Below are 16,940 nucleotides of genomic sequence, written 5' to 3'. Positions count from 1 at the left end.
CACGCCGCGCACCAACACCCGGTGAAAGCAGGAACCCGCCGAATTCCAGGGGATTGCGCGGAGGCCTGTCGCGGTGGGGCCTCCCGCGCGTCCGGATGGGAGGCAGGCGCGTCCCGGTCCGACGCGGAGTCATTGCGTGGCGTCCGGAATCCGGACAGCCTCCGCGGCGCATGACGGATCCCGCGCCTCCTCCCGCGCCCCCACAGCGCCGCGACGACACGATGGGCGAGTTCGACCTGCCGTTCTTCCAGCGGCTGTCGCTCCAACTGCAGGGCATCGTCATCGCGTTCGTGCTGCGCGGCACGGACCTGCTGCTGCTCCTCCTCCGCCCCCGGCTCCTGAAGCCGTACATGGGACTGTGGTGGCAGCGCATCCTGTGGACGCCCTACCGCTGGCGGCGCACCTTCGAGATGACGCGGGCGCTCCAGACCACGGGCCAGTCGTTCCGCGAGCTGATGTACGGCGAGACGCCGCTGGTGACGGCGCTGTGGTTCCTCAAGAAGGCGGGCGTGGGGCGAAACAGCCGGGTGGTGGACCTGGGCGCGGGGCGAGGACGCGTGCTGCTCGCCGCGCGCTGGTGGGGGGCCGGGGCGCATGGCGTGGAGTTGATCGCGGACCACGTGGCGCGCGTGGCGCCGTGGCTTCAGCCCGCGGGCATCACCCTCACCGTGGGTGACATGACCCGTGAGCCCCTGGGAGACGCGACCCACATCTTCTGCAACTGGGTGGCGTTCAGTCCGGAGACGAAGGCCCGGCTCGTCGCGCACCTGCGCACCTGCGCGCCCGGCACGCGCATCATCACCGTCACCCGTCCCATCCAGGCGGAAGGCTTCAGCGGCCACTCCTCCCATTGGATGCTCTTCACCTGGGGCTTCGAGAAGGTCTGGCTCCAGCAATACCTCCCAGGTCCCATCGCATCCCCCTGACACGGGAAGGTCGGATGCGACTCCGAGCCTGTCCGGCATCATTCGTGATTAACTGGGAAATACGGGCGGCGGCGTTCCCGTTGCGAGAGGTGATGGCGATGGACCAGTGGAGGAACAAGGAGCCTGACGTGACTCGCGAGAAGCTTCTTCGGGCGGCCGCGGACCTCATCCTGGCTCAGGGGCTCCAGGCCGTGACGCTCGATGCCATCGCCGGGCGGGCAGGCGTCTCGAAGGGGGACCTCCTGGAGCACTTCCAGACCAAGCCCATCCTGCTCGATGCGCTGTTCGACGACGTGACCCGGCGCTTCGCCGGGGCGGTCGCCGCGGAGATGGCGAAGGACCCGGACGCCAACGGCAGGGGGACCCGCGCGTACCTCCGGGTGACGGTCGCCGCTCCCGCCGATGACGGCGAGGCCCACGTCATGCGCTCGCTCATCGGGCTCATGCTCTTCGACCCGGAGGTCCGGGAACTCTGGAGTTCCATCTGGGACGAGGCGCGGGAGGAGCAGCTCAGCCCCGAGGAGCAGGAGTCGCCGGAGCTCACGCTCTGCCGTCTGGCGATCGACGGGTTGTGGATGTCGGACCTGCTCGAGCACCGCACGGTCTCAAGCCAGACGCGCGCGGCGGTCATCCGCCGAATCGAAGAGCTCACGCGCAAATAGCCTGGGCTGCCCGCGGGGCTCCGTGACGGAGGAGGCGGTGCCGGTGCGTCAGCGCGTCAAGTGCTTCAGGGTGAGGTAGACGAACTCCGCGCCGGGCTGGAGGGACGCCACCGGGACGCGCTCGTTGGGGGCGTGCGCGGTGCGTGCGTCGTCCGGGGTCAGGGCGAAGAGGTCGATGCCGTAGGCGTGGATGCCCGCGCGGCGCAGCGTGGCGGACTCGGTGGTGCCGGTGGACATGCGAGGAATCACCGGCGCCTTCGGCCACACCTTCGCCGCGGCGGCCTTCACCGCGCGGAACATGGCGTTGTCCCCCACGGGGGACATGGGCGAGTCCGGCGGCGACACGTCCATCTCCACCTGGATGTCCTTGTCATTCACCGCGGCGACGATGCGCTCGCGCACGGCTTTCGGGTCCGCGTCCGGCAGCAGGCGGCAGTTCACGGTGGCCTCGGCGGTGGCGGGGATGACGTTGGACTTCGTGCCCGCCTTGAACACCGTGGGCACGCAGGTGGTGCGCAGCACCGCGCCCAGCGCGGGGTCCAACCGGGCCACGGCCGTCACCGCGTCCTCGGGCGGCGCGTCCGGTGAGGCGGCGATGCGGCGCAACGCTTCACCCAGCTCGCCGGGAGCCGCCTGTGCGCGGCCCTGCACGTGGAGCCTGGCGGCGGGCGTCAGGTGCGCGGGGAAGGTGAGGGCGCCCACGCGTGCCACTGCCGCGGCCACCCGCACCAGCGGCCCCGCGTCCACGGGCGGCGCGGAGGAGTGGCCTCCGGGGCCTGCGGCCTTGAGCGTCACGTTGCGGGACACGCGCTCCGCGGCCTGGAGCGCCACGAAGCGCACCTCCTTGCGGTCTGGCGACAGCTCCGTGAGGCCTCCCTCGTTGAGCGCGAACTCCGCCTCCTTCAGCTCTGGGCGGTGCTCCATCATCCAGTCCAGCCCCTGTCCGGAGCCCACCTCTTCATCCGCGCCCAGATACAGCAGGATGTCGCGCGAGCGCGTGCCGCCCTCCTGCTTCAGCCGGCGCAGCGCGAGGATGCTCGCCGCCGCCATGCCCTTGTTGTCCTGCACGCCGCGTCCGTAGAGCAGGCCGTCCTTCTCCGTGAGCGTCCACGGGTCGGTGGCCCACTCGGTCTTCACGGCGGGCACCGTGTCCAGGTGCGCGAGCACGAGCACCGGCCGGCCCTTGCCGCTGCCCTTCAAGCGCACCAGCAGGTTGCCGCGACCGGGCGAGGGCTCGATGAGCTCCGACTCGATGCCGGCCTCGCGCAGCCACTTCGCCGCCACCTGGGCCGCGGCCGTCTCGTTGCCGGGCGGGTTGGAGGTGTCCGCGGCGACGAGCTCCGCGAGCAGCGTCCGCAGCTCATCCTTCGGCGCGGGACGGGATGACGCGGCGTGGCTTGGACCCAGCGCGAACAAGGCGATGACGAGGGGCAGGAGACGCATGGTGGAGAGGCTCGCGCCTTCCGGCCCTGGAAGGCAACGGAAGCGGTGTTTGCAAGGAGTGCCGTGTTAAGGGAAGGGCTCTGGAGGGATTCCGCCATGGCCTCGCCGTTGAGCTTTCGCACCGTGGAACTGCCGCTGCGTCACGCCTGGACCATTGCCCGGGGCACGAGCACGGTGAAGCGCAACGTGTTCGTGGAGGTGCGCTCGGAAGGGCACGTGGGCTACGGAGAGGCCGCGCCCAACGTGCGCTACGGCGAGTCGTGGGAGACGGTGGAGGCGGCGCTCCACAAGTTGGCCCCGGTGCTGGAGGGCCGCGACCTGCGCCACTTCCGCGACGTGTCCGAGGCCGTGGACGCGGCGCTGCCGGACAACCCCGCGGCGAAGGCGGCGGTGGACCTGGCGCTGCATGACTGGGCGGGCAAGGTGATGGGCGTGCCGCTGTACCGGATGCTGGGCGTGGACCCCGCGCGGCAGCCGGTGACGTCCATGTCCATTGGCATCGACGTGCCGGAGACGCTGGCCGTGAAGGTGCGCGAGGCAGCGGACTTCCCGGTGCTGAAGGTGAAGCTGGGCGCGGACCGCGTGCAGGAGGTGTTCGGCACGGTGCGCTCGCTCACGGGGCAGACCATCCGCGTGGACGCGAACGAGGCGTGGAAGCCGGACGAGGCGCTGGCGCACATCCAGTGGTTGTCCACGCAAGGCGTGGAGTTGGTGGAGCAGCCGCTGCCCGCGGCCGACGTGGAGGGCGCGAAGTGGCTGCGCGCGCGCTCGCCGCTGCCGCTGGTGGCGGACGAGTCGCTGACGAAGGCGTCGGACGTGCCGAAGCTGGCGGAGGGCTTCCACGGCATCAACGTGAAGCTCCAGAAGAGCGGTGGCATCCGCGAGGCCTTGCGCATCATCGAGACGGCGCGAGCATGCGGTCTGAAGGTGATGCTGGGCTGCATGGTGGAGACGGGGCTGGGCATCGCGGCGGGCGCGCACCTGGCGCCGCTGGTGGACTGGGTGGACCTGGACGGCAACCTGCTGCTCGCGGAGGACCCGTACCGCGCGCACCCGGTGGTGCAGGGCCGTATCCAGCTGGGAGCGGGCGCGGGCCTGGGCGTGGAGCCCCGGTGACGCCACCGCTCATCCAGGACCCGATGGCGGTGCTCGCCGTGCTGCTCGCGGTGCTGGCGGGGTTGTATGCATTGCAGCGCTACCCGGCGGTGGAGCGGTTCTTCAACGTCGTGCCGCTGCTGGTGTTCGCGTACTTCGTGCCGACGCTGCTGTCGAACACGGGCGTCATCCCCACGCAGTCGGAGCTGTACCGCTTCACGCGCGTGTACCTGCTGCCCGCGAGCCTGGTGTTGCTGGTGCTGTCGGTGGACCTGCCGGCCATCGCGAGGCTGGGACGCAACGCGGTGGGCGTGTTCCTGGCGGGCACGGTGGGCATCATGGTGGGCGGGCCGCTCGCGTATCTGGCGCTGGGGTGGCTGGTGCCGGCGGAGCTGGGGGACCAGGCGTGGAAGGGATTGGCGGCGCTCAGCGGGTCGTGGATTGGCGGCAGCGCGAACTTCGTGGCGATTGGCCAGAGCGTGGGCGCGCTGGACAGCACGTTGAGCATGCTGGTGGTGGTGGACGTGGGCGTGTCCAACGTGTGGACGGCGGTGCTGCTGTCCTTCGCCGGGCGTGAGAAGGCGATGGACGCGAGCCTCGGCGCGGACCGGACCGCGCTGGACCACGTGCGCGAGGAGTCCGCGCGCATCCAGGCGGCGTCCGCCCGGCCCGCGAGCCTGTCTGATTTGTTGTCGATGCTGGCGGTGGCGTTCGGCGTGACGGTGGTGTGCACGGCGCTGGCGAAGCTGCTGCCGGACCTGGGCAACGTGGTGACGGGCTTCACGTGGGTGGTGCTGCTGGTGACGACGGTGGGCGTGGTGCTGTCGTTCACGCCGGTGCGCAGGCTGGAGGGCGCGGGGGCGAGCCGGATGGGCTCGCTGTTCCTGTACCTGCTGGTGGCGACGATTGGCGCGCAGGCGGAGTTCCGGCGGCTGTGGGATGCGCCCGCGCTGGTGGCGGTGGGGGCGCTGTGGATGTGCATCCACGCGGCGGTGACGATGGGCACGCGCCGCTGGCTGAAGGCGCCGGTGTTCTTCGCGGCGGTGGGGTCGCAGGCGAACGTGGGCGGCACGGCCTCCGCGTCCGTGGTGGCGGCGGCCTTCCACCCCGCGCTCGCGCCAGTGGGCGTGCTGCTCGCGGTGCTGGGGTATGTGCTGGGGACGTACTGCGGGCTGGTGACGGCGCTGATGCTGGAGCAGGTGCACCGGCTGATTCATTGAAGGGAGTCGCGGATGCGGACGGTGCTGCTCTGGGCAGGGCTGTTGGCGATGAGTGGTTGCGCGGCGAAGCCGGAGGCGGGTGCTCCTCGTGAGTCCCTGAAGGCGGTGGTGGACTCGCTGGCGGGTGAGGCCACGCGCTTGTCGCCCGGGACGGACCTGTCGCTCGCGGTGATGGACCTGCGCACGGGCGAGACGGCGAGCGCCTCCGGGCTGGAGCCGCATATCTCCGCCAGCTCCGCGAAGGTGTTCTGGGTGGCGGCGGCGCTGGGACAGCGGGACCTGGCGACGGTGGCGCCGCTCGCGGAGAAGGTGTTCCGCACGTCGGACAACGAGGCGTCCGGCGAGGTGATCGACCTGGTGGGCGGCCCGGATGCCATCAATGTCTATCTCCGTGGCCTGGGCCTGGAGCACACGGCGCTGACCAAGTGGAACTACGGCCGGGAGCGCTGGGCGACGAACTCCCCGCGCGTGATGGGGCGGGACAACTACTTCTGCGCGGACGACATGGTGTCGTTCCTGGCGCGGTTGGACCGGCGGGAGTTGTTGGAGCCGGAGCCCACGGCGCGGCTGCTGAAGTGGATGGAGTTGACGCCTCGGGAGGGCTGCGGCGGTTGGCTGGGGACGCGCCTGCCCGCGAGCGCCCGCGCGTCGCTCCAGCACAAGGGCGGGTGGCTGCCGCCGGGATGCTGTGGGGATGACGCGCGCTACAACGTGCTCAACGAGGTGGGACTGGTGACGCTGCCGGACGGAGGCCGGTACGCCGTGGCCATCCTGGCCTCGCGAGGACCGGACTGGCCGAAGCAGGCGTTCTTCGTGGAGCGCGCCTCGTGTGTCCTGTACCGGCACCTGGCGAAGGACGCGGGGCTGGACTGTGGGGAGGACCTGGCCCGCGCGGGCGGTCCGGCGCCCGTCGTGTTGAAGCCCGGGGAACCCGCGCCGAACTACGACTGCGAATGAGAAGGTGAGAATCCCGTCAGGGCTCCCCCGCCGGAGGCGGACCGCGAAAACCTGTCCGACAGTCGGACAGGTTGGGACGGCACGGTGGAAACCTGTCGGACAGTCGGACCAGTTGGGACCGCCGCGTGGAAACCTGTCGGACAGTCGGACAGGTTCGGGCAACGGAAGCCTGTCCGACAGTCGGACAGGTTTGGGACCGACCCGGCCGGGAGGTGGCCGTCATGCTGGAACCCTCTCGGACTGACGCGGGGGACATGGCGCCTCGTGCCTGGCATGGGGCGTGAAAGTAGGACTGATGCCTCCGGAGCGCGCGGCGCTCCCATGTGAAGCCGGGCCGTTAATGCTGTCCGACGTGAATCACGGGGAGGTGTAGCCATGATGGATCCGCAGGCGTGGCGCAGGTTCTCGGAGCGGCTCGGGGTGGCGCATTCGATCATCCAGGCTCCGATGGCAGGGGGCCTGACGCCGCCGGAGCTGGTCGCGGCGGTGTCGGAGGCAGGAGGGCTGGGTTCGCTGGGCGCCGCGTACGTGCAGCCGGAGGACATCGTGCAGCAGGCCCGCGCGGTGCGCTCATTCACCTCACGGCCCTACGCCATCAACCTCTTTGCTCCCCAGCCCGCGGTGGCTCCCGCGGATCCGGGGCCCACGCTCGCCATCCTTGAGCGCTTCCATGCCGCCCTGGGGCTGCCTCCTCCCGTGATTCCCGCGACCGCGATGCCGGACTTCGCGAAGCAGGTGGAGGCCGTACTCGACGCGGCGCCGACGGTGTTCAGCTTCACCTTCGGCATTCCGCCCGCACCGGTCCTGGAGGCGTTCCGGTCGCGCGGCATCCTCATCGTGGGCACGGCGACGAACGTGCGCGAGGCCCAGGCATTGGAGGCCGCAGGCGTGGATGCGATTGTCGCGCAGGGCTCGGAGGCGGGAGGCCACCGGGGCTCCTTCGGCAGTTCGTTCGATGCGGGCATGGTGGGCACGATGGCGCTCGTGCCGCAGATGGTGGACGCCGTGCGGGTGCCGGTCATCGCCAGCGGCGGCATCATGGACGGACGCGGCATCGCGGCGGCCCGGATGCTGGGGGCCGCGGCCGTGCAGCTGGGCACGGCGTTCCTGCGATCCCAGGAGTCCAGCGCTGCGGCGGCCCACAAGGCGCTGTTGCGCGAGGCCCGGGATGAGTCCTCACGCATCACCCGCGCCTTCTCCGGTCGCCCGGCCCGCGCGATTCCCAACGAGCTGACGACCACGCTGGAGGAGGCCGGTGCCATCCTGCCGTTTCCGCAACAGCACGGAGCCACTCGCACGCTGAGGGCCGCGTCGTCGAAGCAGAACGACACGCGCTTCATGGCCCTGTGGGCGGGGCAGGGCATTGGCCTGTCGCGAGAGGGCCCCGCGGCGGACCTGGTGCGCGCCCTGGTGGCGGAGACCGACGCCGCGCTGTCCGCCGTGCGCGGCTGATTCAGGACGTCGAGGGCGGGCCCATGCTCCGGCCCGCGATGCGCTGGCGCAGCGCCACGAAGTACATGCTGCAGAACGTGGCCACGAGGACCGCGACTTCATCCCAGTAGTCCAGCGGGTCCTCGTTCTCGTCCAGCAGCGACAGGCTGAGCAGGCACAGCACCACGTGCACGGCGAACACGGGCAGCGATGCCTGTCCCAGCGCCTCCAGCACCTTGGGACGCAGCCACCGGAACAGGCGGGGCGCGAACCAGCTCGCCAACAGGGCCACGGCCAGGAAGTTCACGAGCCGCAGCGGCGCGAGCGACCATTTGTCGAACAGCACCCCCGCGGCGCCCAGGTCCACGTCGAGGTGGCGCACGACGAAGAACCCCAGGCTGACGACGATGGCGCCCGTGAGGAGCCGGCGGGACACGGGCTCGCGCTGCTCTGGCGCGGTGGCGCGGGCCACGCCCATCCACACCCCGAGCACCCAGAGGAACTGCCACGCGAACAGGTCGAACGCGCCCGACAGGTCGATGCTCAACGGCGGCCACGGCAGCACGGGGATGGCGACGAGCAGGTCATACAGGGCGCGCTTGAGGCCCACCTGTGCCCAGACCCAGATGAGGGCGCTCAGCCCCAGCACCCGGGACCAGCCCTCCTTGCGCGCACCTAGCAGCACGGCGGGGGTGAGCAACAGCAGCACGACATAGAGCGGAAGGATGTCGAGCAGCGGGGGACAGTAGAGGAGGAACAGGCTGCTCCACAGGGCGGTGAACGGGTCCTGATGGAAGAAGCCAATCAGGTTGTGGATGGCGGGCCTGCGCGCGGCGACGCCCAGCGCGGCGATGATGGTGAACGCGAAGAAGAGCAGGGCGACGTGGTAGCCGTACACCTTGAGGGCGCGGCTCCAGAGGCTCTTGAACATCGCGGCAGTGCCCGCCTTCTTCGCGTGCACCACGCCCACGAGGAACGCGGAGAGGAACACGAAGCCCTCGGCCGCGGACACGAAGCCGAACGGCTGGTTGCCAAAGACACTCAGCCGGGTGGGCAGGTGCGTCAGCGTCATCAGGACGAGCAGCACTCCGCGCAGGCTGTCGAACTCAGGGCGGCGTTTCATGGCGGGTAGACTCTCTTCACCCATGCCACAGCCCCGCGTCCCGGGTAAACCGCCCCGGTCGGTCGGATCCAGTGTCACTGTCCGGATGACGCACATGGCCGTCATCGTGTGGATGCTGCTCGTGGGAACCGGCTGTGCGGCGTCCCGAAACGTGCGGCTCGATACGAGCCGAGGCCCAACCCGTGTCCACACGCCGCAACGGGACCTCCAGCCCGTGGAGCTGGACGAAGACGTCTTCGCGGCCACGGTCGCGGGACTCGCACGCACCGCGCCTGTCTCCTCGCACTCCATGGAGGCGGCCCGCCGGCTGCTGGCGGCCTCGCTTCCGTCACGCCCCTACGCCCACGTGCGTGGACACCTGGGGCTCGTCTCCGTGCAGGAGCCCGGGCGTGGGCACCTCCGGCTCGGTGATGCTCCGGAGGTGGAGCTGGCGGAGGCGTATGGCCGATGGTGCAAGCGCAAGGCGCTCACAGGCGATTGTCTCCACCTGCTGGAGCGAGGGCCCACGCTGGACGAGGACGGCAAGCGCACGCTGGCCTTCTCCATCGCGTTGGACTCGGTATGGGACGAAACGGAGGACGCGCTGCGGGGCATGACGGATCGCGAGGCCGTGCTCTCGATGATCGTCACGACGAGTGCCCTGTATCTGGGCCTGTGGCTGCTGCCGGAGCCGGTGTCCAAGGGCATCGCGGCGACGATGACGGCGGTGCTCATCGCCTACCTGGGCATCGACACCGTGTGGAGCCTCATCCACGGATGGATGCGGCTCGCGGAAGCGGTGGCGGAGGCCACGACCTTCGATGAGCTCCGGGACGCGGGAGCGCAGTACGGCGAGGTGATGGGCCAGAACGCCGCGCGGGCCTTCGTGATGCTGGCCACGGCGGCGCTGGGCAGTACGGCGGAGACGCTGGCCGCGAAGGTGCCCACGCTGCCCGGTTCAGCGCAGGCGTCACTCGTGGCTGCGGCGGAGGGCGGCTTCCGGCTGGGGGCGGTCGCGCAGGTGGAGTCCGTCGCGGTGTCCACGACGGGTGACATCCTGCTCACCCTGGCGCCGGGCGCGGTGGCGGCCGGCGGGCCCGTGGAGGTGCCGGGACCGAAGCACCACATCGCCTCCGACAAGTTCAGCACGTCCACCGCGAATGGAGGTCCGTGGACGCCGCGCTATGAAGAAATCTTCGAGCGAGCAGGCATGTCGCTGAACGATCCTGAGAATCAGGTTCATGTTCCCGGTCATCAGGGACCGCATCCCCGCGAGTATCATGTCAGGGTCTACAATGAGCTCAACCTGGCGGCTTCGAACTGCACGACCATCGCGCATTGTCGGGACTCGCTGACGCGGATGTTGCGAAGCCTGGCGAAAGAACTTGTCCGGGAGGGGAGCCCCCTCAACAGACTGGTGACCCGTAGGGAATGAGTCCAGGAACGCGAACCGTGCCGCAGCGCTACTTCGACCTCACCGATGACGTGTATCTGGAGGGACGCTGGGAGCTGGGGCATCCACAGGACACGCAAGGAGTGAAGCTCGTCAATCCATGGCAGTTCCGGACGGGCAAGCCAAGCGCCTGGACCGAGAGGGTGCGCATCCCGGTCAAGATCCCCGGCACCGCCATGGACTACTCCCACGCGGCGTTCGGCATCCCGGTGGTCGCCTCGCGGGTGGCCACTCTCTTCGAACGGCTGGCACCGAATGACGTTCAGCTCTTCCCTGTGGACATCCAGGGACAGCCCGACGACTTCTTCATCCTGAATGCCATCCGTCGCGTGAATTGCATCGACGATGACGCCTCGGAAGAGGCGCGTTACTGGACCCCCGAGGATGGGTGGGCGGAGAAGGTCGGTATGTACCGGTCCGTCTGGGGCATGCGCATCGACGCCACACGGCTCGGCAGCGCGCGGGTCTTCCGGCCTCTGCACTGGGAAGTGGCCCTCGTCATTCCCGAGGACATCAAGCTCGCGCTGGAAGAAATCGGCGCCACGGGGGTTCAGTTCCAGGAAGTGTCCCCGCTCCGCTGATTTCCGCGCCTCCGTGCGTCACGGCGTCTGTCCGCCAGGCTGCTTGTTCCCGGGCCCCCCGGTTGCAATCAGGGTGGGCCCGGCTACATTCAGCACTTCACCGCAGCCGCAACCCCCGGGTCCCTCGTCAGATGACGGTTTCGCTCACAGCCTGCCTGCAGCGTGCTCCGCGCCGGATTTCCGTGCGCCGGACGCTGCCCGCGCACGGCCGAGCCACCGCCTGGCTTGTCACCCACGCCGCCCGTCTCGCGTAGCTCACGACGGACGGCGTCCGCTCCACCCCCACTGAACCTTCGCGCCACGCACGCCCACCTTTCCAGGTGTGTGTCGTCCCCATCCCCCTTCCCACCGGAGGCAATCGCCATGACCCACGACCACCCCCTCATCGTCACCGACACCGACCTCCAGCGCCTGGAGCGCGTCGTCGAACAGTACGGCAACGCCCGCAACGCCGAGCTCGTGGAGCAGCTGGAGTCCGAGCTGGCCCGCGCCGTCGTCACGTCCTCCGCCTCCATTCCCCCCGACGTCGTCACCATGAACAGCACCGTCGTCTATGAAGACGGGGAGGCCGGCGAGACGCGCGAAGTCACGCTCGTCTATCCCAAGGACGCCAACAGCGACGCCGGCCGCATCTCCATCCTCGCCCCCGTGGGCAGCGCCCTCCTGGGCCTGTCCGTGGGCCAGACCGTGGAGTGGCCCCTCCCCCAAGGCCGCACCCGCCGCCTGCGCATCGTCGCCGTGCCCTACCAGCCGGAGGCCGCGGGCCACTTCCACCTGTAGGCCCCGCGTCCTCCCATGACGCGTCAGCGCCGTGTCCGCGTTCCTCGCTGACGCGTCATGCCCGCCCGGGGAATGCCGGCCCCGCCGCATCCCCGCGCGATTGTTGGAAGTTGTTTTCCTGACACCTCCTGGCCCCTGGCGTGCAATCGCCTGCGTACCCCTCGCCTGGCGAAGGGCCGCGGGCCCTCTCACGCCTGCGTGTGCATGTGGAGGAACGCTTGTTCGCACGAAGGCATCACCTGCGGCTCGGAGGGCTGGCTGTCCTCTGCGCCTTCAGCGCCCAGGCCCAGAGCACCATTCCGGGCATCGAACTGGAGCGCCTGCAGCTCAACCCCGCCATGCGCGACAGCCTCGTGCTGTCCACCGCTGACCTGCTCCCCGCGGGCCAGTTCCGCATCGGGTTGACGGCGCATTACGAGAACCGGCCCCTCGTCCTGGTGGAGAACGGCGAGCGGCAGGCCGACATCATCTCCAGCCGCGTGACGGCGCATGTCAGCGCGGCGTACTCCCTCACGAACTGGCTGGAATTGGGCGCGCAGGTGCCCATCGTCGCCCAGTGGAGCCCGGAGACCGCGTCGAATGGCGTGTCCCGTCCCACCACCAGCGCGCTCGGCACGCCGTGGGTCCAGGCCCGCGTGGGCTTCCTCTCCGAGAGCCGGGGCGGACCGCTGGACCTGGGGCTGCACCTGGGCGCGGCCCTGCCCCTGGGCAACAAGGCCGCCCTCACCCGCGACGAGGGCTTCACCTTCTCCCCGCGCCTGGGCGCCGGCAAGCAGCTGGGCGGCACCTTCCGCGTGGGCGCGGACGTCGGCGCGCTCGTGCGCACGAAGACGTACGCGCTGACGCCGCAGACGCAGCCTTATCTCGACGAGATGGGCGTGGAGCTCAACGGCGGCGTCAACCTGTCCGCTGCCCTCTGGGGCCTGCGCGAAGAGGTCATCCTGCGCGGCACCGTCCCCACCCAGGACTCGCCCAGCTCGCTGGAAGCGCTCCTGGGCCTGCGCGTCCCCACCGGTGACGGCACCGAGGTGTACGTCATGGGTGGCCCGGGTTTTGGCCAGACGCCGGGCACGCCGCGTTTCCGCGTGCTCGCCGGTGTGTCCTTCGGCACGCCGCCCGCGCCCAAGGGCCCCGTCTGTATCGCGGGCCAGCCCCACGTGGCCGCCGAGTGTCCCGATCTGGATGCCGACGGCGACGGCGTGAAGAACAGCGACGACCAGTGCCCGACGACGGCCGGCCTGGCGCAGCTCCAGGGCTGCCCGGACAAGGACGACGACCAGGACGGCATCCCCAACCTGGCGGACAAGTGCCCCACGCAGGCGGAGAACAAGAACGGCTTCGAGGACGAGGACGGCTGCCCGGACGACCCTGACTCCGACGGGGACGGCATCGTGGACTCCAAGGACCAGTGCCCCAAGGAGCCGGAGACGTTCAACCGCTACAAGGACAAGGACGGCTGCCCGGACGTGGAGCCCGACCGCGACGGCGACGGCATCGTGGACCGCCTGGACAACTGCCCTGATGACCCGGGCACCGAGGCCAACGGCGGCTGCAAGGAGGCGCCTGTCGCGCGCATCGACTCCGGCAGCATCCGCATCATGGAGGCCGTGTTCTTCGAGAACAACCAGGCCGTCATCCAGAAGCGCAGCAACGCGGTGCTCGACAAGGTCGCGGCCATCCTCGTGTCCCACCCGGACATCGAGAAGGTGCGCGTGGAGGGCCACACCGACGACACCGGCAAGGCCGACTACAACATGGACCTGTCCCAGCGGCGCGCCGAGGCGGTGGTGGAGTACCTCGTGAGCAAGGGCGTGCAGCGCGAGCGGTTGGAGGCGAAGGGCTACGGGCCCACGCAGCCCATCGCGGACAACGCGAAGGCGGACGGCCGCGCGAAGAACCGCCGCGTCGAGTTCAAGATCGTCGGAGAGGCAGATGGCGTGCAGACGGCGCCGGCCTCCTCCTCTTCCCCCGACACCCTTCGGAAGTAAGGCAGACCGTTCATGCTCAAGACCCTGATGCATTCCCTCCGGGGAGATTCACCCCGCATGGCCCTGCGCACGGGCCTGCACATGCTGGCCCTGTGTTCGCTGTTCCTCCTCGCCGGCTGCGAGTCGGCGACCTCCACCTCCGAACCCGTCCTCACGAGCCAGTCCTCCGAGCTCGTGGGTGACGGCCGGCTCCAGCCCGGCGAGCAGTGCGACGACGGCAACACGGTGAGCGGGGACGGCTGTTCGTCCACCGGCACCGTGGAGGCGGGCTACCTGTGCAACGTGCCCGGCAGCGCGTGTTCGCTGGCCAGCCTGTGCGGCAACAACGTGGTGAACACCGGCGAGCTGTGCGACGACGGCGACACCACCAGCGGAAGCAACGGCTGTTCGGCGACGTGTGATTTGTCGCTGTGTGGCAACGGCGTGTTCGACAACCGGCCGTACCCGTCCTACGCGCAGGAGGTCTGCGACGACGGCAACCGCTTCGAAGGCGACGGCTGCAGCCGCCAGTGCGAGGTGGAGCCCGGCTTCGCCTGCGCGGGCAGCCCCAGCCGCTGCGTGAAGGCGGGCGTGGCGGTGTTCAACACCGGCGTGGACGCGCAGAACCGCCGCCTGCCCACGGGCGCGGTGGATCCGCACTGGTTCTACGCCGGCACCACCACCGGCGCGACCACCGGCATCCGCGACGCGAACGACTGGCCGCTGGAGATGCAGACCGCGCGCTTCATGGCGGCCCAGGGCGCGCGGACGTGCGTGTACCAGGACTTCCTCATCCCCTCGACGACCAACATCGCGCAGTTCCGCCTGCGCCTGGCCACCTTCAATGACAACGAGTTCGACGGCGCGAGGGTGAACGGCGTGGCCATCACGCCCGTCATCGTGAACAACCCGGCCGGCCAGGCCTGGCAGAAGAACATCTTCCGCGAGTTCGGCACCAGCGCGGCCTGGCGCCCGGGCCTCAACCGCATCGAGCTGTGCAACGAGAACGACGGCAACGAGCCGAATGCCTTCCGCTACCTCTTCGTGGACGCCTACGACGACCGCTGCGGTGACGGCGCCATCTCCCCGCGCGAGGAGTGCGACGACGGCAACACCACCAACAACGACGGCTGCAACTCCACCTGCGGCATCGAGCCCGGCTACGGCTGCGCCGGCGCGCCCAGCACCTGCGCGAAGACGTGCGGCAACGGCAACCTGAACCCCGGCGAGCAGTGCGACGACGGCAACACCGCCGCCAACGACGGCTGCAACGCCAGCTGCCGCGTGGAGGACGGCTACGCCTGCCCCGCGCCGGGTCAGGCCTGCGTGGCCTCCTGCGGCAACGGCGTCATCAACGAGGGTGAGCAGTGCGACGACAGCAACGTGTTCAGCTCCGACGGCTGCTCCGCGGCGTGCCGCATCGAGACGGGCTACTCCTGCAACGGCGCCCCGTCCGTCTGCGCCCCGCTGTGCGGCAACGGCGTCATCAACGCCGGTGAGCTGTGCGACGACGGCAACACGAACCTGAACGACGGCTGCTCCAACGCCTGCACCCTGGAGCTGGGCTACGCGTGCGCCACGCCGGGCCAGCCCTGCGCGAAGACGTGCGGCAACGGCAACGTGGACCCGGGCGAGCAGTGCGACGACGGCAACCTGGCCTCCGGTGACGGCTGCGCCACCGAGTGCCGCGTGGAGGACGGCTACGCCTGCTCCACGCCGTCCAACGGCCCCTCCGTGTGCGCCCAGACGTGCGGCAACGGCGCCGTGGATCCGAACGAGACCTGCGATGACGCGGACGAGGACTCCGGCGACGGCTGCTCCAGTGGCTGCCGCGTGGAGACGGGCTGGAGCTGCTCGGGCCAGCCCAGCACCTGCGCCACCATTTGCGGCGACGGCATCCGCGCGGGCGCCGAGGCGTGCGACGACGGCAATACGGTGGCGGGCGACGGCTGCAACGCCACCTGCACCGTGGAGCCGGGCTACAGCTGCCCCGTCCCTGGCACCGCGTGCCTCAACACCTGCGGCAACGGCACGCGGGAGGCCGGTGAGCAGTGTGACGACGGCAACGCCGCCAGCGGCGACGGCTGCAGCGCCACCTGCGCCGAGGAGCCGGGCTACAGCTGCAACGGCGCGCCCAGCGTCTGCGGCACCACGTGCGGCGACGGCGTCCGCGCGGGCACAGAGGTGTGCGACGACGGCAACCTGGTGGGCGGCGACACCTGCTCGCCGCGCTGCCTGCTGGAGGTGGGCCAGACGTGCAACGCGTCCAACGTCTGCGAGGCGTACTGCGACCCGGTCTCCCAGAAGTGCGTGGCGGAGGAGCCCGGGCCCGTGACGCCGGCCCCGGTCATCACCGGCCCCGCGGCGAACAGCACGGTGACCACCGGCACGCCCCCCATCTCCGGCACCGGTGAGCCCGGCGCGACGGTGACGGTGCGTGAGGGCACCACCGTGGTCTGCACGGCCACCGTCGACGCGAGCCGCAACTGGACCTGCACGCCCACGACGCCCCTGGTGGACGGCCCGCACACCGTGACGGCCACGGCCCAGACGCCCACGAGCAGCCCCAGCTTCCCGTCCACCGCCGTCCCCTTCATCGTGGACACCGAGGTCTCGGCCCCGGTCATCACCGGCCCCGAGGCGAACAGCACGGTGACCACCGGCACGCCCGCCATCACCGGCACCGGCGAGCCCGGCGCGACGGTGACGGTGCGCGAGGGCACCACCGTCCTCTGCACCGCCACCGTGGACGCGGCCGGCAACTGGAGCTGCATCCCCACGGCGCCCCTGACGGACGGCCCGCACACGGTGACGGCCACGGCCCAATCGCCCGCGGGCGTCACCAGCCCTCCGTCCACCGCGGTTCCCTTCGTGGTGGACAGCGTGGTTGCGGACAACCAGGCCCCGGACACCTCCATCGTGAAGGGCCCGGAGCCGACCACCTCCAACCGCACGGCGGATTTCGAGTACGCCTCCACGGAAGAGGGCTCCACGTTCGAGTGCAGCCTCGACGGTGGCGCCTGGGGCCCGTGCCGCGACAGCTACACCGTCGGCAGCGGGGACCATGTCCTGCGCGTCCGCGCGGTGGATGGCAGCGGCAACGCGGATGAGACCCCCGCGGAGTACACCTGGACGGTGGTGAGCACGCGCGCCTTCGCGGGCGGCGGGTGCAGCACCGCGCCGGATGCCTCCTGGCTGGCCCTGCTGGGCCTGATGGGAGTGCCGGGGCTGCGCCGCCGTCAGCGCCGCGCCGCATAGCAGCCTCGCGGAGCCCGCCGGAGGGGCCGGCCTTCCCCCTTCCTGGGAGCGCCCCCTCGCTCCCC

General features: G+C 70.4%; 13 protein-coding genes. 11 read left to right on the top strand and 2 right to left on the bottom strand.

Going from position 1 to position 16,940, the window contains the following annotated elements:
* Positions 1-170: 170 nt before the first annotated feature.
* Positions 171-926: a class I SAM-dependent methyltransferase gene (locus D7V80_RS06215; protein WP_233585175.1), complete on the top strand. Its 756-nt coding sequence runs from the start codon at positions 171-173 to the stop codon at positions 924-926.
* 128 nt (positions 927-1,054) lie between these two features.
* Complete coding sequence (locus tag D7V80_RS06210; RefSeq protein ID WP_233585174.1) at positions 1,055-1,588, top strand: TetR/AcrR family transcriptional regulator; 534 nt, start codon at positions 1,055-1,057, stop codon at positions 1,586-1,588.
* A gap of 48 nt (positions 1,589-1,636) precedes the next feature.
* Here D7V80_RS06210 and D7V80_RS06205 read toward each other — a convergent pair whose 3' ends face one another.
* A complete protein-coding gene (locus D7V80_RS06205; protein WP_120587275.1) occupies positions 1,637-3,031 on the bottom strand; it encodes a M20/M25/M40 family metallo-hydrolase in 1,395 nt (464 codons plus the stop codon).
* A 96-nt stretch (positions 3,032-3,127) separates the two neighbouring features.
* Here D7V80_RS06205 and D7V80_RS06200 point away from each other — a divergent pair, with 96 nt between their 5' ends.
* The 4 genes from D7V80_RS06200 to D7V80_RS06185 all read left to right on the top strand — a co-directional run bounded on the left by D7V80_RS06200 (position 3,128) and on the right by D7V80_RS06185 (position 7,755).
* Positions 3,128-4,147 (top strand): dipeptide epimerase, encoded by a 1,020-nt coding sequence (locus D7V80_RS06200; RefSeq protein WP_120587274.1) that lies wholly within the window; start codon positions 3,128-3,130, stop codon positions 4,145-4,147.
* Positions 4,144-5,346, top strand: a complete 1,203-nt coding sequence (locus D7V80_RS06195; RefSeq protein WP_233585173.1) for a DUF819 domain-containing protein — start codon at positions 4,144-4,146, stop codon at positions 5,344-5,346. The genes D7V80_RS06200 and D7V80_RS06195 overlap by 4 nt, the downstream gene beginning before the upstream one ends.
* 12 nt (positions 5,347-5,358) lie before the next feature.
* Complete coding sequence (locus D7V80_RS06190) at positions 5,359-6,303, top strand: serine hydrolase (RefSeq protein ID WP_120587273.1); 945 nt, start codon at positions 5,359-5,361, stop codon at positions 6,301-6,303.
* A 375-nt stretch (positions 6,304-6,678) separates the two neighbouring features.
* Positions 6,679-7,755 (top strand): nitronate monooxygenase family protein, encoded by a 1,077-nt coding sequence (locus D7V80_RS06185; protein WP_120587272.1) that lies wholly within the window; start codon positions 6,679-6,681, stop codon positions 7,753-7,755.
* A gap of 1 nt (position 7,756) precedes the next feature.
* Here D7V80_RS06185 and opgC read toward each other — a convergent pair whose 3' ends face one another.
* A complete protein-coding gene (opgC, locus tag D7V80_RS06180; protein WP_120587271.1) occupies positions 7,757-8,857 on the bottom strand; it encodes an OpgC domain-containing protein in 1,101 nt (366 codons plus the stop codon).
* A gap of 94 nt (positions 8,858-8,951) precedes the next feature.
* On the opposite strand from opgC, the gene D7V80_RS06175 reads away from it, so the two are divergent.
* The 5 genes from D7V80_RS06175 (at position 8,952) to D7V80_RS06155 (ending at position 16,875) form a co-directional block, all read left to right on the top strand.
* Entirely contained in the window at positions 8,952-10,271 is a 1,320-nt protein-coding gene (locus tag D7V80_RS06175; protein WP_120587270.1) for an AHH domain-containing protein, read from the top strand.
* A gap of 17 nt (positions 10,272-10,288) precedes the next feature.
* Positions 10,289-10,870: an imm11 family protein gene (locus D7V80_RS06170; protein ID WP_120587269.1), complete on the top strand. Its 582-nt coding sequence runs from the start codon at positions 10,289-10,291 to the stop codon at positions 10,868-10,870.
* A 363-nt stretch (positions 10,871-11,233) separates the two neighbouring features.
* The gene (gene rnk, locus D7V80_RS06165; RefSeq protein WP_120587268.1) at positions 11,234-11,650 is read left to right on the top strand and encodes a nucleoside diphosphate kinase regulator; all 417 of its coding nucleotides are present in this window, start codon (positions 11,234-11,236) and stop codon (positions 11,648-11,650) included.
* Positions 11,651-11,868: 218 nt separating this feature from the next.
* Positions 11,869-13,638 (top strand): OmpA family protein, encoded by a 1,770-nt coding sequence (locus tag D7V80_RS06160; protein ID WP_120587267.1) that lies wholly within the window; start codon positions 11,869-11,871, stop codon positions 13,636-13,638.
* A gap of 12 nt (positions 13,639-13,650) precedes the next feature.
* Positions 13,651-16,875 carry a DUF4215 domain-containing protein gene (locus D7V80_RS06155; protein ID WP_120587266.1) on the top strand — a complete coding sequence of 1,075 codons (3,225 nt, stop codon included), beginning with the start codon at positions 13,651-13,653 and terminating at the stop codon, positions 16,873-16,875.
* Positions 16,876-16,940: the final 65 nt, after the last annotated feature.

This window comes from Corallococcus sp. CA054B, assembly GCF_003611625.1.
GTDB lineage: Bacteria > Myxococcota > Myxococcia > Myxococcales > Myxococcaceae > Corallococcus > Corallococcus coralloides.
Note: the sequence above shows the minus strand (reverse complement) of the source record. Positions and strands in the feature narration are given on the sequence as shown.